Below are 24,091 nucleotides of genomic sequence, written 5' to 3'. Positions count from 1 at the left end.
GCCTCGCTCGATGAGTATCTTGGCCTCGGCGCGACTGCGGAATCATTCCCGATTAAATCCCTTCTCCCGCAGCGTGCCGTTGGAACCTTCAACGGAGTCGTTCTGCCAAGGGCGGCAAGAACGGACACAGCGTGTACGATCTGGTCTTCAAGAAAACCATCCAAGGAGAGAGGAATGAATCCGGAACAGGCCCGAGCCGAAGAAACCCAGGCGATGGAGCGCATGGTGGCCGCCACGCTGCGCGTGCAGAGTACGTTCGCCTCGATGCAGAAGCAATTTCCGCCGCAAGGCAGCGGCGAGCCTTCGCCGTTCGCGCTGCAAACCTTTGATGCCGCCCTGCAGGAACTTGAAGACGCACAGGCCGCGTTCGATGCGCTGCTGAACGATCTGATCGACGGTAACCGCTAAAGGCTACGCCCTTATCCGCACCGATTGCCGACGATCTAAAAAGCTGTGTCGAACGGCCGTTCGTGGCCGAACTAGGCCGGCCGCCGCCCATCACACGCGACCGGCGCAAATCGACCCTGGGCGGACCGTCGGTCATCTCGGCAGCAGTCGTTCCCGTGGGTCAGTCGGGACCGTTCCGATCAACCCCCTGTCTCCCGAGGGGCAGCCGCGCCGACGACTGTTCGAGCCGCCCGGCTCAATTGGCTGAATCGTCAGAAATGTGTGGCAGACGTCTGAAAACATGTGCATTGTTCGGTGGCGGACGTCTTGGGCTCAAGGGTTGCACACCGCATATTCCCGATGAAACATCGGTGCCTCCTGTTGATCGCCCTGATCTGCCTCGCATACGAAAAAACGAATATATTCCCGAGTCATGACTAGACTGAGCTACGAAGAATCTTGCCGGCGCCTCCAGGAACATCACCTCGATCCGGACAGCATCCCGCCCATACCCGATCGCCTGCCACAGGCCGATGATCTGGAACCCTTGGGTGTTAGCTTCTTCCGCGTATTTCTTGGCGACCGCGAAGACATGTCAAACCTCACCTTGCCACGCACCTTTTTCGGGCGTTCCGAATTCAACGGTGTTCGTTTCTGCAATACCGAACTCACCGAATCCAACCTGTGCTGGAACGACTTCATCGACGTTGATTTTTCCAGCGCCGTACTGACGCGTAGCGACCTGCGAGCCAGTCTTTTCGACCGAGTCCGATTTACCGGGGCCAATCTTTCGTTCGCCGACTTGCGCCATTCCTCGTTCGTACAATGCGACTTCGGTGAGGCCATCATGACTGGCGTCATCATGACGCACGCCGGAGGGAAAGCGCTTGAGCTATCTGAAAAGCAGCGTCAGGAAATCGCGTGGACTGACAACGAAGGCCCTGAACCGGCAGGCGGATGAACCCGCGTCATTGCATGCGGAACGCGAGTGGCACGGGTGATTTGGAAGATGGTTCAGGCGTATTGAAACCGAGATGACAACAGGCAGGAGCGGGTTTGAATGGGACTCGACTGGAATCCGCTTGGCAAAGCCAAGCTTGGGGCGGAAGAAGAGTATTACTGTCGGCTTGGCCAACTTGGAACGGCCGAGGACTGGATGCAGCCTGTGCCGTTTGCTTTCTCTTCGATCGACGAGGCCCAACAGGAGGAAGTGCTTCGGCGCTTTTCCGAGATCCAGATTTCGCCCTACGAGACCTTGAGTCCGCCGCGCGTTGGCTACGACCCTGAGGCCGATGACTGGATTCGATCCAAGTATGAAGGCGCGCCAAACAAGCCATCGACGATTGAGGAATGGGTCCGGTCGTTCAATGGCTACTGGGTGATGGCACTGCTGCCCGAGAACGACGGGCTACCTTTCTACAGCAACGCCTCGCTCGATGCCCAGTGGGAACGATGGAGTTTCCGCGCGGAGTTCTTTCGCGATTGCGAGGATGTGCTGGGCGAGCGCTTGTTCAACGAAGCCTGGCTCAACCATCTCCCGGATCAGCTCGCCGACTACGGCCGTGGGTTGATGAACTGCGCCAGCATGTATGCGAAAACTCACGACGTGGCACATATTCTGAACCTGCGCGCGTATCCCGCGGACAATCTGGCTCTCAGTACTGTCGAGGGTGGTCCGGCGTACAAGGCCCACATCATTGCATCTGCAGCACGATGGGCACTGTTCTGGTCGTCGCGCGGACACGGCATGCACGCAGATTATTGAGCAGGCGGCTACGAACGGTCGCTCCTGCCGAAAACGGACACTCGAGTCCGAGGGGCCGTCAGTGCGCGGCACCGAATCAAACTATGACCTGAGGCTGGCTACTGGCGTCATCGATCAGCACAAGCGGACCTGTATCCTTTGCAAGGTGACGGAGAATGGTCTTTATCAGCGACTCCCAGCCCTTCTCGAACCAGAGATGCTGCCGCTCCTGATCACCAGCATATTCGGTGATGTTGAGTTGCGTCCATCCACCCTTGTCGCCACCGAGTTTGGAGACAATCGACGCTTGCCAATTGCAGCCGATTCCGTTGTCTTGAATGTCCACATTGAAACCGTGAAGCTGGGATAGGACAGCCTTGATCTCGCACCCGGTCGGAAAGCGGGACGAGACGTCGGGGTGTGGAACATCGAGTTCCTGAAGCCAGGTCTTCATTTGAGAATCAAGTGGCCAAACCGTCCAGAGGATTCCCATTCTGTTGCAGTTCCGCTCAATGTGATGCGAGCGATTGTCGACGATTCAGGATTTGATGTCGAGTGGCCCGTTGTGGCCGGCAAGCGCCCGCCCGCCAGCCGCGATGCCTTCGAACTTCCGTCCGCCTTGCCGTCTCAAGGGCATCGTCGATTTCGATGCGGAGGTAGCGGACCGTGATTTCGGGCATTGGATGTCCGGGCAGCAACTGCACGGCCCGAAGGTTCTTCGTTCACCGGCAGATCGGTGAAGTGTTGGTGCAGCACATCGCGTGAGTCCCGTACGCGGTATCGTCAAGGCTGATCGATGGATCCCGGCGATGTACCCGCCGGGAAAATTGCCGCGTCGAAAGATGCGGTGATGTGCGCACCCGGCTCGGGAACCGAAAATCCGCCCGTGAGCAATGATGCAGATCGTTCGCTTGTAGCGTTCAACAGTTCGGCAAGCGGCGCAGTAGATATACTGTCGTCGCGGCGGGGGAAGGAACTCCGTCAGGGGGCACCAGTGGGTAAGGCCGACCGCGCCCAGGGTCTTGGGCACCGTCTGCGTAATGGTCAGGCGCAGAGCTTGCCTCGCCGCGTACATCACACGCGAGTCGGATCCCGGATTTTCCGATATCGGTCGATCACATTACAGTGAAGTTGCTCCGTCATGGCGACACGTCGGGCGAGCGCAAACAGTCAGAACACTCCAGTCGGGGCGACATTGAAGACCAGATTTTTGATTGCAGCGCTGCTTGCCTGGGTGCCCTTGACCATCTCGAACGTTGCCAGCGCAGACAATACCGGAAGTCCGTCCTTTTCTCCCGATCCGAGGATCGGAAAGATGGCTGAAGCGTATGCGCAAGATGCCGTTGATTTCTCCGCCAAGCAGTTTTCCATCAAACTGGATTGGTCGGATGCAAGCGTGGCGGACGTCGAAAAAACCTTGTCGAAAATGCATGCTTCCTACACCGACACGACTCCCAAGCCGTCTGACGAGCAAGTCATGTCGTTTGCAAAAGGCTTTGGAAGTTACGTAGGTGAGGTGTTTCGCCGCAATCATGGTGGCGAATGGGGAATGGTCACGCTCGGCGACCATCGATTCCCTGGAATGCGAACCACGTCGGGTACAGATTTCTGGCCGTGGGCTCGAGCATTCGATCGAATCACGAAAGGCTCTGAAGCCGACATTGCCGACTACTACAATGTGCTGCTGAAGAAATGAAACGGATAGCGCTGGCATTGAACGGCCGGTCATGTCCGGACGCTACCCGATTGCCCGGCCGAGTCGCTATCCCTTTGTTGGCATACGAGTTGCGACTCGAACGCCCAAAGCCAACACTTGGCGGCTCGCTCAAGTTGCTGTAGCCGGTTCGCCACAAACGGGACAAACGATGCGTTTGGCGTAGCTGACGAGCGTGAGGCCGCAGCATGTTCCCTCCTGGCTTGGCCCGTGCTCCTCGTCGACACATTCCCCGGAATATTGAGGCCGTGCGAGCACAAGAAGCGTCCAGGGTGATGGCACCGCGGACGTCTCGTTGAATCGGTGAGCCTCCGCGAGGACGAGTTTGGCTGACTGCCATTCCGGACGTCCCACTTTGGCCTCGCGTGTCTCCAGCGCCAAGGCGATTACGTCGACCAGCTGCCGCTCCGGCAGCGAGGACAGGGCATCCACCAGCTCGCTGTTCTGTAAAAAACCCATCGAATCAACCATCCTGTCCAGTCAATGAGGCGGCGACGGCTTGAATGGCATTCAGATTGTCACGCCAGGCGCTTTTGTTCGCAGTGTGAACCAGCCGCTCTCCAGTATCCGTCACCCTGGCATGTTGTCTTTATCCAGTGCCGCACTAATCGTGGCTCACTTGCTTGAGCCACGCGTCCAATTCACGCGTCCGATCGCGTGTTCTATCGATTTCGCAAGTCAGTAGATCGAGATTGCGATCTGCTCCTGCCTCGTTGATCAGGTACCAGGCGGTACATTCCTTGTCGAGAAAACGGATCCATTGCCGCTGAGCCTCGACGAATTTCACCTTGAGAGCCGGATAGTCGACATACTCGTCACGTGGCCGAGAAATCGCCTTCAAAACCTTTCGGTAGGTGCGGTTCAATTCGTCGTCTGCTCGCTGAAGTTCATCTTGACTACGCTGCAGCAAACACTCTGGCGACACGCTATCAGGTGCGCAACTCTGCGCTTGCGCTGCGGTGAACCACGAAAATGTCAGCGCCGCGGCGACCCCGAGCGCTGCGCGACGCGGGCTGGATGCCGACGTGCAGATAGGCACTCTTGCTCCCATTTCTGTTTTTCCCATTCATCCGGCAATCGGGGTCATTCTGGCGTCGATCGCACCGATTGAAGCACGTATCGTTGGTTTGCTTGCGACAAGCGCGATCAACTCTGGAAAGGCCGATTGTCAACGAACTGCACGGCCATGTCGACCGACGGTTTCTGGCCGAACCGAGCACAGAGCAACCCTAAAGATGGCGGACCGGCTTCGACCACAACCTTGAAGTAACTTCAGAGCTCAACGTTGAGCGAGGCAAATTCCAGGTAGAGTGAATCTCGACACGGGATTCAATTCGCCGGATCCAGACTGCCTTCTATCGCAAAGCGGTAGTTGATATCCACCTGCGACGCATCGCCCGGCACGTCGGTTCTCTTCAGCACGAATTCGAACGCAGGCTCGAACCAGCCGTCGCGCGGCACTTCTCCACCGAGGATCTCGACGTCATACCAGCCGTTGTCGATTTCGATCACGGGTCGACCCGGTTCGCGGTAACGCGCGATCAGCGCATCGACCGTTGCGTCGTTGAAGTGTTCAAGAATCCGCCACGTGTAGAGCATGATCGAACGATGTTCGACGCGCAGCACGTAGCCGCCGCGCCGATGCTGCAGGCGGCTTCCGGCTTTGAGCAATTCGGGTGTGTCGCCATCCAGCGTGAAGATGATCGTGTACGGATGGTTCTCGATGCCGGCCAGCGGAATGACGACGCCTTCCAGCACAGCGCGGTCGCCGCTGTCGCTGGTGGTGAACGCAGATGCGACGTCGTCCGGCAGACCGTGCCGTTCCTTGAAGCGCTTGAGCAGCAGGAGATCGCCGACGAGAAAATAGTCGACCAGATCGTTGAGGACTTCAGAGAATTCATGTCGCATCGCGGCTCCTTTCGCGGTGCCGATGCGCAGGGTTCGCAAGGGCACGAAGCGCCGCGCCGCGAAACGTCTCGCGGCGCGGCACGCGCGACGCCCTTACTCGCCGAGCTTCGACGTCACGCAGCCCGTGCTCGAGCATTCGCGCTCACGCTCGCGCAGGAACGACAGCCGCGACTGCGTCATGTCGGTCGCGCACTGGAGATCCACGAGATAGCCGTTGTTGCGCGTCTCGCTGCACTGCGCGTCGCGCTGCTTCAGCCACGCGAGCTGGCCGGCCTTCAGCGTCGCCTGCTGGTCGCTGCTCAGTTGCTTGCGTAGGCGGCCGTATTCGTCGTTGAGGTCGCGGTCGGTTTGCGAGAACTGCGTGCTGCTGCAGTACACCTGGTCGAACGCGCTGTGCGGCTTCGCGCAGCCGGCGGCGTGTGCGGTGAACGGAACGGCAAGCGCGAGCAGCGCGCAGGATGCGAGCAGGTTCTTCATTTTCATGGTGATGCTCCTGACTGGGTGAAAACCGTTGAGCCCGACGGGCGTGATCGTTGTTTATTTCGGCACGGTACACGCGTCGATGCCGCCGGCGATCGCGGTGGACAGCTTCTGGATCGTCTCGCGTCGTGCAAGCCGCGCTTCCTCGTCCGGATTGACGATCACGCCGGCTTCGACGAGCACCGCCGGAATCGGCGCGGTGCGCAGCACGACGAGATCGTCGAAGCGGTGGATGCCGAGCTGCGGATCGATCAGCGGGCGATTCTCGCCGCGGATCGGCTGCGCGTGATACAGCGACGGCCGCTCGCCGGCTGCCACCAGCCGCTCGGCGATCGCCTTCGCGCAACGCAGGCTTTCCGCATAGTGCGGATTGCGTTCCGACACGAACACCGAGAAGCCGCGGAATTCGCGCTGCCGGCCCGCGTCGATGAACTGCTGCTGCATCGAGTCGTGATGGATCGACACGAACAGGTTCGCGTCGGGCGCCTGCGTCGAGCGCTGGTCGAGCGCGATCTCGCGGCCGTCGGCCGACGTGCGCAGCACGCGGTCGCCATGCGCGGCGAGTTTTTCGGCGACCGCCGCGGACAGGTCGAGGTTGTACAGGTATTCGACGCGGCCGCTCGCACCTGTGGAGCCCGGCCGCGCCGGCGTATGGCCGGTGTCGACGACGATGTAGCGCCCGGAGGCGGGTGCGGAGTCGGCCGCATGCAGCGCCAGCGGCGCGCCGAGCAGCGGGGCGCAGGCGAGCACGCGCGCGGCGGTGCGCACGAACGGGCGAAGGCGTCGGATGGTTCGGTTCGTCATTGTTGTTGTCGAGGAGGGCATACGGCGCGTCGGACGGCGCGGCACCGTCGGCCTGCTCAATGCAGTCGGAATGTCGGGCGATTATAGCGGCTGGCGGCGGCGCCGCAATGACGGAGGACGGCCGTCAAGCCAGCACGCGCCGGGCGGCGAGCACGCCCCAGTACGACGCTTCCTCGAACAGCGACAGCCCGGACAGATCGGCATGCGCGAACACGACGGGGCCGTCGGCATCGCGCAGCGCGAGCAGCCCCGGCCGGCTCAGGAAGCCGACGTCGGGCGTCGCCATCGCGTGACCACGTACGGTGATCTCGAGCGCCGTCGCATGTTTCCACAGTTCGCGCCCGTAGACGGCCTGCAGGTCGGTCGCCGCCTGTTCGCGCAACGCGTCGGGTCGGGCCTGCGCGAGCCAGCGGCGCGTGTCGTCGGGCGCTTGCGCGCTCAACGCCTGGTACGCGGAGAACACCGAGCGCGTCGGCGGCGACAGGCGGATCAGCTGGTGCGTCGACACGACGTAGCCGAGCCCCGCGCCGTCGTAGACGACGTTGTCCCACGCGAGCGGCACGCCCGCTTCCTCGGCCGGCATGCCGTCGAGCAGGAAGTTGGACACGAGCCACGGCGCACGCGGCGGCAAGTCGCGCGCGGGATCGAAACCGTATGCGGCAAGCTGCGGAAACACGCGCGTCGCGACGAACAGCGGCATCGCGCAGACGACGCGCCGCGCCTTCAGCGTGAACGTCGACAGCGTGCCGTCGTTGCCGATGCGCGCGCACAGCACGTCGACGCCGCCCGCGCGCTCGGTCGCACGCACCGCGAAGCCGTCGCGCGACCATGCGGTCGAGCCGGTGCGCGCGGTGATCGAATCGGCGAGCTTCGTCACCATCGTGTGCAGCCCGTCGGGCCAGGTCAGCACTGCGCCATCGCTCGCATCGCCCGCGTGGCCGCCGCGCGACGAGAAATAGTGCAGGCCGGCCCATGCCGAAACATGCTCGTAGCCTGCGCCATAGTCGTCGCGGCAGCAGTAATTCAGGTACCAGTGCAGCGCCTTCGCGGTGTAGCCCTCGTCGAGCAGCCACTGGCGGAACGAACGCCGGTCCAGCGCGCGCCAGCGCGGGTCGCGCGACGATTCCGCGATCGGGATGCAGAACACCTTGCGGCCATCGGCGCCGCGTGCGGTGCGCAGCCCGTCCGTGTACGCGAAGAAGCGTGCCTGCTGCGCGAGTTCGTCGGCGCCGACGCCGGCCGTCGGCACGATGCCGTCCTGCCATTGCCCGGCGATGAAGAGCCGCTCGTCGGGGGCATGGACCAGCACGCGCTCGTCGTACACCGGGCGCGCGGAGAACGGCGCGGATTCGATCACGCCGAGATCGGCGAGCATGTCGCGCAGGTGCGTGGATTCGAGCGACGGCAGCGGCAGGTAGTGCGCGCCTTTGGGGTAACCGAGATCGCCGAAGCGGCCGCCGGCCGCGTTGCCGCCGAATTCGGGGCCGGCGAGCACCGTGAAGCGCTGGTGCCCCGCGCGCGCGAGTTGCCATGCACACGACAGCCCGGCCGCGCCCGCGCCGAGAATCGCGACGTCGGTCTCGAGCGTGCCGGACGGCGGCGGCAGCGTTGCATGGTCGCGCAGCGCGTGGCCTTCGCGCATGCCGGGGTAGCCGACCTGCGGCGTCGTCTCGATCCAGCCGGTGCGTCCGCAGGCGGCGAGCGACGCGGCCGCCGACGCGACGAGGAACGTGCGCCGGTCCATCAGCGCAGCACGTGTTTCCAGTCGTCGTCGAAACGGCGCACGAGCGGCTGGTCGTTGAGTTCGTTCGGCGACATCGGCAGCGCCGGCATGTCGGCCGGGAAGTGGAACATCTCGGCGGCCGTCTGCGCGTCGAGCCAGCGCGTGGGCACCGTGTAGTGCGTCGGCACCGTGAAGTCGCGGCGCTTGCCGGCGATCACGAAACCCCAGTCGCCGAACGACGGCACGTAACAGTGGTACGGCCACGTGTTGAGGCCGGCTTCGTGCAGCGTCGCGATGATGGTCCAGTACGCGTGCGGCGCGAAATACGGCGACGTCGACTGGATCACCGCGTAGCCGTTCTCCGACAGGTGGCGCGCGAGCAGCCGGAACACCGGCACCGAATACAGCCGGCCGAGCCCGAAGTTGGTCGGGTCGGGGAAGTCGACGACGATCGCGTCGTACACGTCGGCATTCGATTCGAGCCAGCGTACCGCGTCGTCGTTGATCACGTGTACGCGCGGGTCCTTCAGCGAACCCTGGTTCAGCCTGACGAGCGGGGCGGACGTGGAGAACAGCTTCGTCATCGCGGGATCGAGATCGACGAGCGTGATCTGTTCGAGATTGCGGTGCTTCAGCAGCTCGCGCACCGCGAGGCCGTCGCCGCCGCCGAGCACGAGCACGCGTTTCGCCCACGGCAGCGCCTCGATCGTCGGGTGGATCAGCGCCTCGTGATAGCGATGCTCGTCGCGCGACGAGAACTGCAGGTTGCCGTTCAGGTACAGCCGCATGTCGTCGTGCCACTGCGTGAGCACGATGCGCTGGTACGGCGTCGTTTCCGAATAGATCGTCTCGTCGCCGTACACGCCGTGTTCGGCCCAGTGCGTGATGCGGTCCGACAGCGCGAAGCCGGCGACGAGCAGCCCGATCACGAGCGACGCGCGCATCAGTTTGCCGCGTACGTTGCGGATCTCGTCGCGGAACAGGTGCGTCGTCCAAAGCGCGACGAACGCATTCAGGAGCCCGAACAGGAAGCTGGTGCGCAGCAGGCCGAGACGCGGCGCGAGTACCAGCGGGAAGATCAGCGACACGGCGAGCGAGCCGAGATAGTCGAAGGTGAGCACTTCGCTGACGGTATGGCGGAATGCCTGGCGCCGCTGCTGGAAAGCGCGCATCACGAGCGGGATCTCCATCCCGATCAGCAGGCCGAGTGCCAGCACGAGCGCATACAGCGCCGCGCGGAACGGTGCGGCGAGCCACGCGAACACCACGAACAGCAGCGCGGCCGACACGCCGCCGAGCAGGCCGACGAGCAGCTCGATGTCGACGAAGCGGTCGAGTACGTCGTCGTCCTCGACGAACTTCGCGAGCCACGAGCCGATCCCCATCGCAAACAGGTAGCAGCCGATCACCGACGAGAACTGCAGGATCGAATCGCCGAGCAGGTAGCTGGACAGCGCGCTGCTGATCAGTTCGTAGCCGAGCCCGCACGATGCGAGCACGAGAATCGACAGGACGAGCGCGCGCCTATGCAGCATGGGGCGTCCGTTGTGCGGTGGTCGGCAATGTGGATATACTGGCGCGGAATTTTGTCCGCCGGCCCTGCATGGGCCGGCCGGCGACGGGGCGGCGAACCGAGCACAAAATCCGAGGGAAAGAATGAATAGTGCCTATCTCTATGCGGTTCATTTACTGTCGGCGTTCGTGCTGCTTCTTGTGTTCGCGGCAGTGTACCTGAAGGTCACCCCATTTGACGAACTGGCGCTGATCCGCGACGGCAACGCCGCCGCGACGCTGTCGTTCGGCGGCGCGCTGATCGGCTTCTGCCTGACGCTCGCGTCCAGCATCGCGCACAATTCCACGCTCGGCGAAGTCGTGATCTGGGCCGTCGGCGCGATGGTCGTGCAACTGATCACCTATGCGGCGCTCACACGCCTGATGCCCGGCATGAATCATGCAATCGAGGATCGCAACGTCGCGATGGGCGGCCTGATGGGCACCGCGTCGCTCGTCGTCGGCATCATCAATGCCGCCTGCCTGACCTGACGCGCCACGCGTTTCGAGGAGACCGACATGAGTCTGGGTTCATTCATCCGCAAGCAGTTCATCGACGTCCTGCAATGGACGGAAGACACGGACGGCGTGCTGGCCTGGCGCTATCCGATGGAAGACCAGGAAATCCAGTACGGCGGCAAGCTGACCGTGCGCGAGACGCAGGTCGCGATCTTCGTGAACGAAGGCAAGGTCGCCGACGTGTTCCAGCCGGGGTTGTACACGCTGGAAACGAACACGCTCCCGGTGCTCACGTACCTGAAGAACTGGGACAAACTCTTTCAGTCGCCTTTCAAATCGGACGTCTATTTCTTCAGCACGCGGCTGCAGCTCGGCCGGCGCTGGGGCACCGCGCAGCCGGTGACGATCCGCGATCGCGAATTCGGCTTCGTGCAGGTGCGTGCGTTCGGCATCTACTCGTACCGGATCGTCGATGCGGGCGCGTTCCATCGCGAAGTCAGCGGCACGCGCGCGCAGTACACGGTCGACGATCTCGAACAGCAACTGCGCAACCTGGTCGTCACCGCGATGAGCACGACGTTCGGCTCGGCGGACGTGCCTTTCGTCGACATGGCCGCGAACCAGTCGCTGCTGTCGCAGCGCGTCGCCGAGGCGCTGGTGCCGGTGTTCACGCGCTACGGCCTCGCGCTCGACGCGTTCGCGGTTGAAAGCGTGTCGCTGCCGGCCGAACTGCAGAAGGCGCTCGACCTGCGGATCGGTGCGGGGATGGCCGGCGATCTCGCGCGCGCCACGCAATACCAGACCGCGCAGGCGATTCCGCTCGCCGCGCAGAACCCGGGCGGCATCGCCGGGATCGGCGCGGGGCTCGCTGCCGGTGCGGCGATCGGGCAGGCGATGGCCGGCCAGATGGCAGGTGCCGCGCAACCGGCGCCGGCCGCACCGCCCGCGCCCGCCGCAGCGCCGGTGGCTGCCGCACCGACTGCCGCACCGGCGGAAGGCACTGACTACGTGCAGCGGCTCGAACAGTTGAAGGCGCTGTTCGACAAGGGCCTCGTGACGGAAGACGAATATTCGCGCGCGAAGGCCGAGATCCTCGCGAAGCTCACCCGGTAAGCGTCGCGCATGTTCAGTACCTCGTGCCCCCAGTGCGGCGCGCCGGTCGAGTTTCGCTCGGCGGCGGCGGTGATGGCCGTCTGCGCGTTCTGTCGCAGCACGCTGCTCAGGCGCGGCACCGACGTCGAACGGATCGGCGAACTGGCGACGGTGCTCGACGACGCATCGCCGATCCAGATCGGCACGGCCGGTCGCTACGGCAAGCGTACGTTCACGGTGCTCGGGCGCATCCAGATGACCTACGACGCCGGCGCGTGGAGCGAGTGGTACGTCGTGTTCGACGACGGCACGTTCGGCTGGCTGTCGGATGCGTCGGGCCAGTATGCGATCACGGTGCGCGAGCCCGACGATGCGTCCGGCGGCGCGTGGCCTGCGTTCGGCACGCTGGAACCGGGCATGCGGATCGACCATGGCGGCCGCGCGTTTCTCGTGTCGGACGTGCGCACCGCGCGCTGCACGGGCGGCGACGGCGAACTGCCGTTCCGCGTCGATGCCGGCTGGGAGGCGCGCGTCGTCGACCTGCGCACCGGCAACGCGTTCGCGACCTACGACTATTCCGACGCCGATTCGAATGGCGGGAGCCCGGCCGTCTACACGGGCGAAGCGCTCGAATTCGATGCGCTCGCGTTCACCGGACTGCGCGATACCGACCACGATACGCGCGAGAAGCGCGGCGCGGAAATGGTGCCGTTCGCGTGCCCGAGCTGCGGCGCGCCGCTGTCGTATGCGCCGAACGTGGCCGACTACGTGGTGTGCGGCACCTGCCATGCGGGCGTGCAGTGCACGGCCGAACAGCAGACCGTGTTCGCGGCGCAGCGCAAGCTCGAAGCGGTGAAGGGGGCGCTGGAGCTCGGCGCGATCGGCACGTTCGACGGCGTGAAGTACACGGTGATCGGGATGATGCGTTGCCGCGTGCCGGACGACGAGGAGACGTGGGACGAATACCTGCTGCTGAACCCGACGCGCGGGTTCCTGTGGCTCGTGCAGAGCGAAGGGCGCTGGGAACGCGTGCAGGTGCTCGACCAGTGGCCGACGATCGGCAGCGATGCCGATGTGACCGACGGCGACAAGACCTACCGCCTGCGCGAGGAATACGAGTCGGAGGTCGTCTACGTGGTCGGTGCGTTCAACTGGCGCGTGCAGGTCGGCGATCGCACGTCGATCATCGACTACGGCTGGCAGAAGGACAAGCTGACGCGCGAGCGCAGCGACGCGGAGATCGTCTGGTCGCGTGCGCGGCCGCTGTCGGGCAGCACGCTCGCCGAACGCTTCGGCACGCCGGCGCTCGCGACGGCCGCGGCTGCGGCGGCAACCGGCGCCACCGCGTCGACGGGCCTGTTCGGCCGGAAGGGCCCGCATAGTTTCGCGCCGCTGCCGCTCGTGTTCAGCGCGCTGCTCGTGATCCTGAACATGGGCGCGCTGTTCTCGTTCAGCGGCCGTTCCGTCTACGTGCTGGTCGGCCTGCTGGTGCTGTGGCTGCCTGAGTGGCTGTGGAAGACCTTTGCATCGGACGGGGGCAACGCGTGATCCGGTACATCCTCTACGGCATCTACGGCCTGATCGTCGTCACGCTGTTCAGCTGCGCATCGATCGGCGGCAGCGGCTCGGGCGGCAGCGGCTGGGGCAGTTCGTCGGCGCGCAGCGGTTACTCGTCGTACGGGTCGCACAAATGACCGCGCGCGACGGGATCGCGCCACCGCGCGCGACGTTCGGCTCGCACGTGCTGGCCGACCTGGCCGGCATCGACGCGGCGCTGCTGCGTGACGCCGCCCGGCTCGAGTCGATTCTCACCGAAGCGGCGCACCAGGCGGGCGCGCGCGTGATCGGCGCGCATTTCCATCATTTCGGCGGTGAGCATGGCGTGACGGGCGTCGTGCTGCTCGCCGAATCGCACATCACGATCCACACGTGGCCCGAGCACTGCTTCGCGGCCGTCGACGCGTTCATGTGCGGCGCGGCGCGTGCGGCCGATGCGGTCGATGCGATCGCCGCTGCGCTCGGCACGCAGGCGCAAGCCCGGCAGCAGGTTGCGCGCGGCGGCGCACCGACATGAGCGGGCGATTCACTTTCTTCGCCGATGGGCGTAACAGAATCCGGTGTGCCGCGTTGCTCGGCTGGGCGCTGCTTGCCGCCAACGCGGCCGCTGACGTGCCGCCGAAGCCGCCCGGGCCGGTCGTGATGGTGCACTTCGATTACGACGAGAAGGACAAGGCGCGCCTTCATGCGCTGGAGCAACGGCTGGATCGTGCGGTGAAGCAGGCCGGGGCCGGCGAGCTGGGCGAGACCGAACTGCATCGCGATGGTAACGACGGCTATCTGTACTTCTATGGTGCGAGCGCGGATCGCCTGTACGCGATCGCACGCCCGATCCTGAAATCGTCAGGATGGCTGACCGGTACGGAAGTCACGTTGCGCCGAGACGCCGGGGCGGAAACGTTCCCGTTGCGCGGGGACGGCGCGCGTTAGCGCGGATGCGGTTCGAACGGCGCGGCTGGAGGAGCGAGCGTTGCGGATCGGGCCATGCAGCGCGCTGTTACGCTTGCGGATGGCGGCGACAGGCTGCCGAGGGGGCGTTGCGATGACGCATCACACGTCACGACGTTCCCGCTAGCGCTCGAACCGGAACGACGACACGCTGTGCATCGTCGCATCGTCGGTGCCGACGATACCCTGCGTATTCGCGACGACCGCGCGCTTGCCGTTGCTCAGCACGGCCCAGTAGCAGTCGCCGCCGGCCGCGTGGAAGCCGGTTTCCGGATCGCTGATGCCCGTGATCGTCGCGCGCATGCCGGGACGGCGCGGCGATGGCGTGTTCGAACGCATTCGGGAGGAGGTGGCGCGGACGCGCCGGGCCGTGCGGCCCGCGTCGCCGCTCAGTGCGGCAGCGCTTCGGCTTCGGCCCAGCGCTTGAACGAATCGAGACGCCGGCGCGTCTGCACCAGGTAGAACGCGCCGATCAGCGGTTCGAGCAGCCAGCGCAGCCAGGCCGGCTGGGCGCGGAAGTGGTACGTGAATTTCACTTCGGTCGTGCCGGGCGTGTGCTCGGTGAAGTTCCAGCTGCCGCTGAAGCGTTCGAGCACTTTCGGCCCGTCGACCATTTCGACGGCGGCAACCTGCGGCGGACGGTACGAGATGTAGCGCGACACCATCGTCGCGCCCGACTGGCTGCGGCAGAACGCATCGACGCCGACGTCGGCCGTCATGCCGTCGAGCAGGTAGGCGTCGGTGAGGAAGCTGTCCCACACGAGCCGCCGCGCGTAATCCTGCGACCACGTGAAGAGGCGTCTGCGATCGACGCCGACGGTGCGGCTGACTGAGATCCTCATGATGGCGGGCGCCCTGGCGCGGAGTGGGATGAAATCGAGTGTACCGCGCCAATAACCGGTGTTTCGTCAGACTTCGTCAAGTCGAGCATGTGCTCGAATGGGCTGGATTGACGCACCTCGGGATTTCCCCTAGGATTCGTTTCAACCCTTCGGGAAAGACCCGAAGCGTTTCAATCTCTTGAGGGAGCCTCATGAGTACGCAACAGAACCGGCGCTTCGACGCGCTCGTTTTCATTGGTCGTTTCCAGCCTCCGCATCGTGGTCACCTGAACGTGCTGAAGTCGGCACTGAGCCGGGCCGAGCGCGTGTGCGTGCTGATCGGATCGACCGACAAGCCCCGCACCATCAAGGATCCGTTCTCGTTCGACGAGCGCCGCCAGATGCTGGCTTCGCTGCTCGACGCGTCCGAGCGCGACCGCGTCACCATCGCGCCGTTGCAGGATTCGACCTACAACGACGGCGACTGGGTGCGCTGGGTGCAGGACGCCGTCGCGTCCGCGCTCGGCGACATCGCGCAGCGCAAGGTCGGGCTGATCGGCCACGAGAAGGACGCCACCTCGTATTACCTGCGGATGTTCCCGCAATGGGAGCTCGTCGACGTCGACGCGACGGAAGACATTTCCGCCACCGAGATCCGCGATCAATATTTCGCCGAACGCACCAACAGCTTCGTGCAGTGGGCCGTGCCGGAACCCGTGTTCGGCTGGCTCGAGCGTTTCCGCACGCAGCCGGAATTCGCGCAGCTGAAGTCGGAAGCCGAATTCATCGCCGGGTATCGCAAGGCGTGGGCGGCGGCGCCGTATCCCGTCACGTTCGTGACGGTCGACGCGGTGGTCGTGCACTCGGGCCATATCCTGCTCGTGCGCCGCCGCAGCGAGCCGGGCCGCGGCCTGTGGGCGCTGCCGGGCGGGTTCGTGAACCAGGACGAGCGGCTCGACGCGGCCTGTATCCGCGAGCTGCGCGAGGAGACCGGCCTGAAGCTGCCGGAGCCCGTGCTGCGCGGCTCGATCAAGGATCGCCAGGTGTTCGATCACCCGACGCGCTCGCTGCGCGGCCGCACGATCACGCATGCGTGCCTGTTCAACTTCCCGACCGGCGAGCTGCCGCGCGTGAAGGGCGGCGACGACGCCGACAAGGCGCGCTGGGTGCCGCTCAACGAATTCGCGCAGATGCGCAGCGTGATGTTCGAGGATCACTTCGACATCGCGTATCACTTCCTGGGGAAGCTGTGATCCGCTGATTCCCCGCATTCCGTCCGCCGCGACAGACGCGGCGGCACTTCAACGGCCTAGAGGAGCTCTAGCCATGCAAAACGATCTCGGCGGCTTTGCCGCGGTTCTCGCCAATCCGATCCTCAACACGGATTCGTACAAGGCTTCCCACTTCCTGCAATATCCGCCCGACGCATCGGCGATGTTCTCGTACGTCGAATCGCGCGGCGGCCGTTACGACCGCACAGTGTTCTTCGGCCTGCAGATGCTGCTGAAGGAATATCTGTGCAAGCCGATCACGCACGCGATGATCGACGAGGCGCGCGATTTCTTCACGGTGCATGGCGAGCCGTTCAACGAGGCAGGCTGGCGCTATATCGTCGAACGCTACGACGGCTACCTGCCGGTGAAGATCCGCGCGGTGCCCGAGGGCTCGGTCGTGCCGGTGCACAATGTGTTGATGACGGTCGAATGCGACGACCCGCAGGTATTCTGGCTCGCGTCGTATCTCGAGACGATGCTGCTGCGCGTGTGGTATCCGGTGACGGTCGCGACGCGCAGCTGGCACCTGCGGCAAACGATTCGCCGCTTCCTGGAAAAGACCGACGACGACCTCGCGCAACTGCCGTTCAAGCTGCACGACTTCGGCGCACGCGGCGTGTCGAGCGCGGAGTCGGCCGCGATCGGCGGTGCCGCACACCTCGTCAACTTCATGGGCTCGGATACCGTACTTGGCGTGCTGGCCGCGAACCGCTTCTATCGGGAGCCGATGGCCGCGTACTCGGTGCCGGCGGCCGAGCACAGCACGATCACATCGTGGGGCCGCGAGCACGAAGCCGATGCGTACCGGAACATGATTCGCCGCTTTGGCCTGCCCGGTGCGATCGTGTCGGTCGTGTCGGACTCCTATGATCTGTTCGCCGCACTCGATCTGTGGGGCGGCGAGCTTCGGCAGGCCGTGCTCGATTCCGGCGCGACACTGGTCGTGCGGCCCGATTCGGGCGACCCGGTGGCGATCGTGCTGCAGACCGTGCGCGCGCTCGACGCATCGTTCGGCTCGACCGTGAACGGCAAGGGGCGACGCGTGCTGAATCGCGTGCGCGTGATCCAGGGCGATGGCGTCGACGAGTTGTCGATCGAAGCGATTCTGTCCGCGCTCGACGACGCGGGCTATGCGGCCGGCAACGTCGTGTTCGGCATGGGCGGCGGGCTGCTGCAACAGGTGAACCGCGATACGCAGCGCTTCGCGATGAAGTGCTCGGCGATCCGGCGTGGCGACGTGTGGCACGACGTGTGCAAGGATCCGGTCACCGATCAGGGCAAGCGCTCGAAGAAGGGGCGGCTCACGCTGCTGCGCAGTTTCCGCACCGGTGAGTATCGGACGACGACGCTGCCCGCCGCGTGGGACGACCGAATGCTCGAAGGCGAGTGGGAGGACGCGCTGGAAACGGTGTTCGATACGGGGCGCCTGCTCGTCGATACGTCGTTTGCCGAAGTGCGGGCGAGGGCGCACGCGGGGGAGGTGTGAAGCAGGCGGCGGTGGCGGCGTGAGAGGCTCGGGTCACGCCGTCGCCGACGCGACTTGATTGCGATGTCGTTTTCGTTGCGGACGACCTCAGTGAAGTGCTCTGGATGTTGGCGTGACGCGCGGGTCGCCGCACAGGTGCCGACATCCATCGTTGCAAAGCGGCACCAGTGTCAGTCCGATCTGAAGATAACCTTCGTAACCGGCGCTGTCTTTCGGATACGGTTTCGAGATGATGTGGGTATCAGACCAGATGTTCTTGTTCTTGACGCCGAGTTGTATCAGGTATTCCTTCAGGTTCACCGCTCGTCGCAACGCGAGCGCTTGTGGATTGACTTCCCCGATGTAGGCGCCGGCGGTAACGATGCCTCGAATCTCTGCGCCCGGCCATTGACGCGCGCGAATGACCATTTCCGCGATCTTGACGCGATCCTCGTTAGGGATCGCGTCGGAATTGAGCGGGACGCTGTCGAGCATGTCTTCGGAAATGGTACAAGCCACGGATGACATCGAAAACGAGAGGCAGAACCAGATCGCGACGCTTATCGCGCGTGCAAGAAATGTCACCACAGAATCCTGTCGTCGAAAAATGAAATGTAGCAGGCGAGGCTGTCTGCATTGTCGATCGCTACATCGTGGTGTGTCTGAGCCCAGTACTTCAGACCGGTGCCGAACCCGTAGATTTCGTCGTTTGAGTTGAATGTGTCGACGTAGTGCGTGCATTCATGAATCAGGACTTTCAGCTTGCAGTTGGTAGAAAGCCGAGCATCGGGAAGTGTGCAGAAGTGCGGATAAATCGCGATTATCCGCCTGTGCGAATCGGGTTTGCATACTGCGGCATCCGTGATTCCGTTGTCGGGAAACACGGTGCACGTTATGTTTCTCTGCGTTTGCTCGTCCCACCTGATGACATTCTCAGGTTTCAGCTCTTGCATGACGCGCAGAAGTTTGGGTAATCCGGTGTCGAGTCTTCGGCGGACTATGTCATCTGATCGGCCGAACCAAGTCTGGACGCGGCGCTGTTCTTCCTGATCCCAAGCGGCGAGGCCATGAATTCGCTCACGAATCAGGACAATCGCAGCATCGCGCAGCCGAGCAATCAGACGCCTGAATGCTTTGTTCGACATGTTTTCGCAGATTTGCGCCATGTCGAGTTCGATGGTGTGAGTGGATCCCGGTGTGGTGTTTGTATAAGTGGTTCCGACGCATATCCATTCGTCGCAGTCTTCTTGGCGCGTGGCGTCGCGTGAATCGAAGTTTTCGCTCATTGATTCGATAGTTGTCCGGAAGAGGACGAAAACTATCGACTGACGGAGGCACGCTCGTCTATTGGACGTGTACGATTTGCGAAACGAGGTAACTCAATTGCCATGCTTTATCGGATGTCGGCCTGCTTGGCGGCAGAATGCCGATTCATTCCGTAGTTGTCCGCCCGATTGCCGGGCTTCATCATTCTCCAGCATGGATACGGTGGCTCGCGCCCATCCACACGCCGCCACGCGGCTCCGTCCAGATCCTGAGCCCGCCGCGTGGGACGACCGAATGCTGGAAGGCGAGTGGGAGGACGCGCTGGAAACTGTGTTCGATACGGGGCGCCTGCTCGTCGATACGTCGTTTGCCGAAGTGCGGGCGAGGGCGCACGCGGGGGAGGTGTGAAGCAGGCGGCGGTGTATCGCGCTGCCTCGTTCCCGCTCAGGCGGCGCGCGTGACGAGCGTGCGCAGCACGGCGTCTGCGTCGAGGTGTCCCTTCAGGACATCCGCAGGCGCCGACGCGAAGTCGATCCACCCTTCATTGAAGCCGTCGAGCATGCGCATGCGCGGTTCGGGGTAGCGCATCCGCTGCGCATCGAACAGGCCGGCCCACGTGTCACGCGGGACGGCCTCGGCTTGTACGGGGCGCCCGAGCACGCGGGCGAACGCGGCGGCCAGGTCGTTCGGGCTGACGCGCCGCGGTCCTTCGAGTTCGACGATGCGCGTGCGGGACCATTCGTCCTGCAGCAGGGCCGCCGCCGTGCGGCCGACGTCTTCGGTGGCAACCATCGGCACCGGGCGGTCGAGCGGCTGCAGAAAGCTGTGGATCACGCCCGTGTCGCGCGCGGTCGCGACGTCCCATGCGGCGTTTTCGAGGAACCATGCAGGGCGCAGGAACGCGACAGGCATCGGCAGGTCGCCGAACGCCTGCTCGATCATCGTCAACTGCGTCAACAGGTTGACCTGCGTCGCCTGCGCGCCGATCGTCGACAGGCAGACCACCTTGCGCGGCCGAGCGGCGCGCAACGCCGCGCCCACGGCGTCGATGACCGCGCGCGTTTCGGGGAATCCGGGTGACGGATCGAAGCAGGGCGGCAGCAGCACGAATACGCCGGCCGTGTTCGAGAAGGCCGTCGTCAGCGCGGCGGTGTCGGTCATGTCGGCGAGTGCGACGTCGCAGCCGCGCGCGGCCCACGGCGCGGCGCGATTGGCGTCGCGCGCGACGGCCCGTACGGGCTGGCCTGCGGTGAGCAATGTCCGGGCGAGCGCGCCGCCGACTTGTCCGGTAATGCCGGTAATGGCGTACATGATTCGAAATCCTCATCGAGAAGGGGAGAAGCGGCATGCCGGAACGACCGGGCTTGCCGTCGCGATGCATCGGGTTGCATGATAGGGAGCGGCGATTCCTGATGGAATCGAATCCATGTCATTTGATTGGTGATCTTTTGTCATGAGTGAAATCATGGGCATCGACGGGCGGATCCTGGCGAACGTGGGCGTGCTCGCCGCGATCGTCGAAAGCGGCAGCTTCGCGCGCGCGGCCGACGCGCTCGGCCTGTCACCGTCCGGTGTCAGCCGGGCCGTGGGCCGGCTGGAGGCGCGCGTCGGTGTGCGGCTGCTCGATCGCACGACGCGCTCGGTCACGCTGACGGACGAGGGGCGTCGCCTGTACGAGGACATCGGCCCGCTGCTCGCCGGCATCGGCGACGCGGTCACGCTGGCCGCCGGTTCGGCGGCGGCCGTGCGCGGCAGGCTGCGTGTGAATGTCGACGCGTATTTTTCGCGGCGGGTGCTGGCGCCGCATCTCCCCGCGTTCCTGGCGCGCCATCCCGATCTGTCGCTTGAACTGGCGGCGCGCGAGCAACTCGGCGATCTGGTTGCAGAAGGATTCGACGTCGCGGTGCGGTTCGGCGAGCCGCCTTCGTCGTCGCTGGTGGCGCGCAAGCTGCTGGAGACGCGAGCGGTGACGGTCGCCGCACCTGCGTACGTGAAACGACACGGACGCCCGGAAGCGCCAGCCGACCTCGTCGGCCATGCGTGCATCCAGATGCGCAACACGCTGACCGGCCAGCCGATCGAATGGGTCTATCAGCTCGGCCGCAAGCGCGTGCCCGTGAAGACGACGGGCAGGCTGCTCGTCAACGACGCCGGCACGATGCTCGGCGCATGTCTGGCCGGCGTCGGCATTGCACGCTTCAAGGCGAGCGGGGTGGCGGGGCTGATCGAACAGGGTCGGCTCGTCGAGCTGCTTGCGGATTGGCGCGGCGAGGCGTTCCCGCTGTTTGCGTACTACCCGTCGCGCCACTTGCCGCCCGCGAAGGTGCGGGCGTTCGTCGATTTCGTCGCGGAAATCGTGGCGGCCGGCAGCTAGCGCGCGCCCGCCGTCACGATTCGCGGGCGAGCATGCGTCCCGTCGTGTCCGCCGCCCGCACCGCGTCCATCGCCCGCGCCAGCGCATCGAACACCGCCGGCCCCTTGCAGCGCGACACGTTGAAGCGCAGGTACGACGTTGCATTGTGCGACGCGCTGAACACGTTGCCGGGCGCAAGCACCACGTCGTGATCCAGCGCATGGCGCGCGACGCGCGCGGCGTCGAGCCCGTCGGGCAACGCCGCCCACACGAACAGGCCGCCGCGCGGCTCCGTCCAGATCCTGAGCCCGGCGCGCGTGACGCGCCGGAGCGTTTCGCCCATTGCGTCCGCGAGGCGCGCGCGCAGGCTGTCGACATGGCGCCGGTACGTGCCGTCGACGAGCAGCCGGTGGACGACGTTCGCGCCGATCTGCGCATGGCCGAACGACGTCGCGAGCTTCAGGTCGACGAGCGCCTCGATCCATTCCGGGCGCGCGGCGACGTAACCGCAGCGGATCGCGGCCGACAGCGTCTTCGAGAAGCTGCCGATCGACACCACGCGCGACAGCCCGTCGAAGGCCGCGAGGCGCGGCGCGGGCGTGCTCTCGAAATCCGCGAAGATGTCGTCCTCGACGATCAGCAGGCCATGTTCGGCCGCGAGCGTCAGCAGCCGGTGCGCGACGGGCGCCGAGAGCGTTGCGCCGGTCGGGTTGTGCAGCGCGGAGTTGGTGATGTACAGGCGCGGCCGGTGCTCGGCGAGCACCTGCTCGAAGCGCGCGAGATCGGGGCCGTTCGGCGTGTACGGGACGCTGACGATCCGCGCACGGTGCGCGCGCAGCAGCGCCTGGAAGTTGAAGTAGCACGGATCGTCGAGCACGACCGTGTCGCCCGGCTCCAGCAGCAGCCGGCAGACGAGATCGAGCGCGTGTGACCCGCCGTCGGTCAGCATGATCTGCGTGGGGTCGGCCTGAACACCGTGCTGCGCGAGCCGCCACGCGAGCTGCTGGCGCATCGCGGGCAGGCCGAGCGGCGTCGCGTAGTCGGTCAGCGCGTCGGCTTCGTCGCGCGACGCGGCGCGCAGCGCGCGGCGCAGGCTCTCGTCCGGCAGCCACGACGGCGGTAGCCATCCGCAACCGGGCTTCACGGACGTCGGCGCCGCTTCGAGCGACTGGCGCGACAGCCAGAGCGGATCGAGTCCGCGATCGAGCTGCGGGCCGAGATCGGCGAGCGCGAGCGGCGGTGCATGCCCCGACACATAGAAACCCGAGCCGCGCCGCGCGACCAGCACGCCTTCGCTCGCGAGCCGCTCGTACGCATCGACGACGGTCGACTTCGACACGCCGAGCGCGTCCGCCATCATCCGGATCGACGGCACGCGCGCGCCGGGCACCAGCGCGCGGCTCGCGATGCGTGCGCGCAACGTATCCATCACGGTTTCCACGCGCGTGCGCGACGGGGTGGGCGGAACGGGAAGCGGGGCGGCCTGGCTCATGGCGAAGAATCAACTGTACGGCCGGTTGTCCAGTACAGTTTGTCCGAATTGTATTGGGCTGTAGCTTACGCGCTTTTCGCGGGCGGCGGATCATCGGTCATCCACTTTCCCCGTTCAGGACTTCCCGTGCAAAAGACGACCGACGGATGGCTCAGCGGCCTGCTGGGCGTGATCATCTTCAGTGGCTCGCTGCCCGCGACGCGTATCGCGGTGCAGGGGCTCGACCCGCTGTTTCTCACCTTTGCGCGCGCGACGATCGCCGGCGCGCTCGGCCTGCTGCTGCTCGTCGGGCTGAAGCAGCGGCGGCCGACGCGTGCCGAGGCCGTGTCGCTCGCGATCGTCGCGCTCGGGGTCGTGATCGGCTTTCCGTTGCTGACGGCGCTTGCGCTGAAGCACGTCACATCGGCGCACGCGATCGTGTTCGTCGGGTTGCTGCCGCTCGCGACCGCGCTGTTCGGCGTGTGGCGCGGCGGTGAACGGCCGCGGCTGCCGTTCTGGATCTTCTCGATCATCGGCAGCGGCGCGGTGGCCGCGTTTGCGCTGCGCAACGGCGGCCAGGCGTCGGTAGTCGGCGATGCGCTGATGCTGGCCGCGATCGTCGCATGCGGGCTCGGCTACGCGGAAGGCGCACGCCTGTCGCGCGAGCTCGGCGGCTGGCAGGTGATCTCGTGGGCGCTCGTGCTGTCGCTGCCGCTGATGCTGCCGCTCACGTGGCTTACCTGGCCTGCGTCGTTCGACGGCGTCGATGCCGCCGCGTTGTGGGGGCTCGCGTACGTGTCGCTGTTCAGCATGCTGATCGGCTTCGTGTTCTGGTATCGCGGGCTCGCGCTCGGCGGGATCGCGGGCGTCGGTCAGTTGCAGCTGCTGCAGCCGTTCTTCGGCCTGCTGCTGGCGGCCGGGCTCCTGCACGAGGCAGTGCCGTCGTCGATGGTCGTGGTGACGGTCGTCGTGGTCGGCTGCGTGGCGGGCGCGAAATACTTCTCGAAAATGGCGCCCGTGCGGCGCGTGGGCTGACGTGTGGGGCTGATCGGATGCACGGGCGCGACCTGTCGA

At 65.0% G+C, this 24,091-nt stretch carries 28 protein-coding genes and 1 pseudogene; 14 read left to right on the top strand and 15 right to left on the bottom strand.

Annotated features, from left to right (window positions below; translation table 11 throughout):
• The first annotated feature begins 174 nt into the window (after positions 1–174).
• From CFB34_RS14255 to CFB34_RS14245, 3 genes are all read left to right on the top strand, one after another.
• Positions 175–408, top strand: coding sequence for a hypothetical protein (locus CFB34_RS14255; RefSeq protein ID WP_011549124.1), 234 nt, complete (start codon positions 175–177; stop codon positions 406–408).
• Between the two features lie 412 nt (positions 409–820).
• Positions 821–1,348, top strand: coding sequence for a pentapeptide repeat-containing protein (locus CFB34_RS14250; protein WP_089441934.1), 528 nt, complete (start codon positions 821–823; stop codon positions 1,346–1,348).
• Positions 1,349–1,447: 99 nt separating this feature from the next.
• On the top strand, positions 1,448–2,152 hold the full coding sequence (locus CFB34_RS14245) for a hypothetical protein (protein ID WP_089441935.1): 705 nt from the start codon (positions 1,448–1,450) through the stop codon (positions 2,150–2,152).
• Between the two features lie 76 nt (positions 2,153–2,228).
• Here the strand turns inward: CFB34_RS14245 and CFB34_RS14240 are convergent, their stop codons facing one another.
• Positions 2,229–2,585, bottom strand: a complete 357-nt coding sequence (locus CFB34_RS14240; RefSeq protein WP_089441936.1) for a hypothetical protein — start codon at positions 2,583–2,585, stop codon at positions 2,229–2,231.
• A 151-nt stretch (positions 2,586–2,736) separates the two neighbouring features.
• Positions 2,737–3,015 (bottom strand): annotated as a pseudogene (locus CFB34_RS14235) (integrase); the annotation flags it as partial.
• Positions 3,016–3,326: 311 nt separating this feature from the next.
• Here CFB34_RS14235 and CFB34_RS14230 point away from each other — a divergent pair.
• The gene (locus tag CFB34_RS14230; RefSeq protein WP_143329494.1) at positions 3,327–3,827 is read left to right on the top strand and encodes a hypothetical protein; all 501 of its coding nucleotides are present in this window, start codon (positions 3,327–3,329) and stop codon (positions 3,825–3,827) included.
• Between the two features lie 129 nt (positions 3,828–3,956).
• On the opposite strand, the gene CFB34_RS14225 is transcribed toward CFB34_RS14230, so the two are convergent.
• The 7 genes from CFB34_RS14225 to CFB34_RS14195 form a co-directional block, all read right to left on the bottom strand.
• Positions 3,957–4,316, bottom strand: coding sequence for a hypothetical protein (locus CFB34_RS14225; protein ID WP_143329495.1), 360 nt, complete (start codon positions 4,314–4,316; stop codon positions 3,957–3,959).
• 133 nt (positions 4,317–4,449) lie between these two features.
• A complete protein-coding gene (locus CFB34_RS14220) occupies positions 4,450–4,911 on the bottom strand; it encodes a lysozyme inhibitor LprI family protein (protein ID WP_242808613.1) in 462 nt (153 codons plus the stop codon).
• A 263-nt stretch (positions 4,912–5,174) separates the two neighbouring features.
• On the bottom strand, positions 5,175–5,753 hold the full coding sequence (locus CFB34_RS14215; RefSeq protein WP_089441939.1) for a hypothetical protein: 579 nt from the start codon (positions 5,751–5,753) through the stop codon (positions 5,175–5,177).
• A 93-nt stretch (positions 5,754–5,846) separates the two neighbouring features.
• Positions 5,847–6,236: a lysozyme inhibitor LprI family protein gene (locus CFB34_RS14210; protein ID WP_089441940.1), complete on the bottom strand. Its 390-nt coding sequence runs from the start codon at positions 6,234–6,236 to the stop codon at positions 5,847–5,849.
• A gap of 54 nt (positions 6,237–6,290) precedes the next feature.
• Entirely contained in the window at positions 6,291–7,037 is a 747-nt protein-coding gene (locus CFB34_RS14205; protein WP_089441941.1) for an N-acetylmuramoyl-L-alanine amidase, read from the bottom strand.
• A 124-nt stretch (positions 7,038–7,161) separates the two neighbouring features.
• Positions 7,162–8,781, bottom strand: coding sequence for an NAD(P)/FAD-dependent oxidoreductase (locus tag CFB34_RS14200; protein ID WP_089441942.1), 1,620 nt, complete (start codon positions 8,779–8,781; stop codon positions 7,162–7,164).
• Positions 8,781–10,295: a polyamine aminopropyltransferase gene (locus CFB34_RS14195; protein ID WP_089441943.1), complete on the bottom strand. Its 1,515-nt coding sequence runs from the start codon at positions 10,293–10,295 to the stop codon at positions 8,781–8,783. The genes CFB34_RS14200 and CFB34_RS14195 overlap by 1 nt, the downstream gene beginning before the upstream one ends.
• Positions 10,296–10,416: 121 nt before the next feature.
• On the opposite strand from CFB34_RS14195, the gene CFB34_RS14190 reads away from it, so the two are divergent.
• From CFB34_RS14190 to CFB34_RS14165, 6 genes are read left to right on the top strand one after another with little or no spacing between them, the layout of a single operon-like run.
• The gene (locus CFB34_RS14190; protein ID WP_021163477.1) at positions 10,417–10,803 is read left to right on the top strand and encodes a DUF350 domain-containing protein; all 387 of its coding nucleotides are present in this window, start codon (positions 10,417–10,419) and stop codon (positions 10,801–10,803) included.
• Between the two features lie 27 nt (positions 10,804–10,830).
• On the top strand, positions 10,831–11,883 hold the full coding sequence (locus CFB34_RS14185) for an SPFH domain-containing protein (protein ID WP_089441944.1): 1,053 nt from the start codon (positions 10,831–10,833) through the stop codon (positions 11,881–11,883).
• A 9-nt stretch (positions 11,884–11,892) separates the two neighbouring features.
• Complete coding sequence (locus CFB34_RS14180) at positions 11,893–13,410, top strand: DUF4178 domain-containing protein (protein ID WP_089441945.1); 1,518 nt, start codon at positions 11,893–11,895, stop codon at positions 13,408–13,410.
• Positions 13,407–13,556: a hypothetical protein gene (locus tag CFB34_RS14175; protein ID WP_155291822.1), complete on the top strand. Its 150-nt coding sequence runs from the start codon at positions 13,407–13,409 to the stop codon at positions 13,554–13,556. The genes CFB34_RS14180 and CFB34_RS14175 overlap by 4 nt, the downstream gene beginning before the upstream one ends.
• Entirely contained in the window at positions 13,553–13,936 is a 384-nt protein-coding gene (gene speD, locus CFB34_RS14170) for an adenosylmethionine decarboxylase (protein WP_089441946.1), read from the top strand. Before CFB34_RS14175 ends, speD begins: the two co-directional genes overlap by 4 nt.
• Positions 13,933–14,349: a hypothetical protein gene (locus tag CFB34_RS14165; RefSeq protein WP_089441947.1), complete on the top strand. Its 417-nt coding sequence runs from the start codon at positions 13,933–13,935 to the stop codon at positions 14,347–14,349. The genes speD and CFB34_RS14165 overlap by 4 nt, the downstream gene beginning before the upstream one ends.
• A 141-nt stretch (positions 14,350–14,490) precedes the next feature.
• On the opposite strand, the gene CFB34_RS14160 is transcribed toward CFB34_RS14165, so the two are convergent.
• A complete protein-coding gene (locus CFB34_RS14160) occupies positions 14,491–14,670 on the bottom strand; it encodes a hypothetical protein (RefSeq protein ID WP_089441948.1) in 180 nt (59 codons plus the stop codon).
• 86 nt (positions 14,671–14,756) lie between these two features.
• Positions 14,757–15,209 carry an SRPBCC family protein gene (locus CFB34_RS14155; RefSeq protein WP_027789550.1) on the bottom strand — a complete coding sequence of 151 codons (453 nt, stop codon included), beginning with the start codon at positions 15,207–15,209 and terminating at the stop codon, positions 14,757–14,759.
• A 191-nt stretch (positions 15,210–15,400) separates the two neighbouring features.
• Here CFB34_RS14155 and CFB34_RS14150 point away from each other — a divergent pair, with 191 nt between their 5' ends.
• Together CFB34_RS14150 and CFB34_RS14145 are read left to right on the top strand one after the other, a co-directional pair.
• On the top strand, positions 15,401–16,441 hold the full coding sequence (locus tag CFB34_RS14150; protein ID WP_089441949.1) for a bifunctional nicotinamide-nucleotide adenylyltransferase/Nudix hydroxylase: 1,041 nt from the start codon (positions 15,401–15,403) through the stop codon (positions 16,439–16,441).
• A 73-nt stretch (positions 16,442–16,514) separates the two neighbouring features.
• Positions 16,515–17,948, top strand: a complete 1,434-nt coding sequence (locus CFB34_RS14145; protein WP_089441950.1) for a nicotinate phosphoribosyltransferase — start codon at positions 16,515–16,517, stop codon at positions 17,946–17,948.
• 87 nt (positions 17,949–18,035) lie between these two features.
• On the opposite strand, the gene CFB34_RS14140 is transcribed toward CFB34_RS14145, so the two are convergent.
• The 3 genes from CFB34_RS14140 to CFB34_RS14130 all read right to left on the bottom strand — a co-directional run bounded on the left by CFB34_RS14140 (position 18,036) and on the right by CFB34_RS14130 (position 20,504).
• A complete protein-coding gene (locus CFB34_RS14140; protein WP_089441951.1) occupies positions 18,036–18,512 on the bottom strand; it encodes a hypothetical protein in 477 nt (158 codons plus the stop codon).
• Positions 18,509–19,213, bottom strand: coding sequence for a M35 family metallo-endopeptidase (locus CFB34_RS14135; protein ID WP_089441952.1), 705 nt, complete (start codon positions 19,211–19,213; stop codon positions 18,509–18,511). The genes CFB34_RS14140 and CFB34_RS14135 overlap by 4 nt, the downstream gene beginning before the upstream one ends.
• 424 nt (positions 19,214–19,637) lie before the next feature.
• On the bottom strand, positions 19,638–20,504 hold the full coding sequence (locus tag CFB34_RS14130; protein WP_089441954.1) for an NmrA family NAD(P)-binding protein: 867 nt from the start codon (positions 20,502–20,504) through the stop codon (positions 19,638–19,640).
• 154 nt (positions 20,505–20,658) lie between these two features.
• Between CFB34_RS14130 and CFB34_RS14125 the strand changes: the two genes are divergently transcribed.
• Positions 20,659–21,567, top strand: coding sequence for a LysR family transcriptional regulator (locus tag CFB34_RS14125; protein WP_089441955.1), 909 nt, complete (start codon positions 20,659–20,661; stop codon positions 21,565–21,567).
• A gap of 13 nt (positions 21,568–21,580) precedes the next feature.
• Here the strand turns inward: CFB34_RS14125 and CFB34_RS14120 are convergent, their stop codons facing one another.
• Positions 21,581–23,038, bottom strand: coding sequence for a PLP-dependent aminotransferase family protein (locus CFB34_RS14120; RefSeq protein ID WP_089441956.1), 1,458 nt, complete (start codon positions 23,036–23,038; stop codon positions 21,581–21,583).
• A 126-nt stretch (positions 23,039–23,164) separates the two neighbouring features.
• Between CFB34_RS14120 and CFB34_RS14115 the strand changes: the two genes are divergently transcribed.
• Positions 23,165–24,052, top strand: coding sequence for a DMT family transporter (locus CFB34_RS14115; RefSeq protein WP_089441957.1), 888 nt, complete (start codon positions 23,165–23,167; stop codon positions 24,050–24,052).
• Positions 24,053–24,091 lie beyond the last annotated feature (39 nt).

Origin of the sequence: Burkholderia sp. HI4860, from assembly GCF_002223045.2 — a bacterium.
In the GTDB taxonomy this organism is placed as follows: Bacteria; Pseudomonadota; Gammaproteobacteria; order Burkholderiales; family Burkholderiaceae; genus Burkholderia.
Note: the sequence above shows the minus strand (reverse complement) of the source record. Positions and strands in the feature narration are given on the sequence as shown.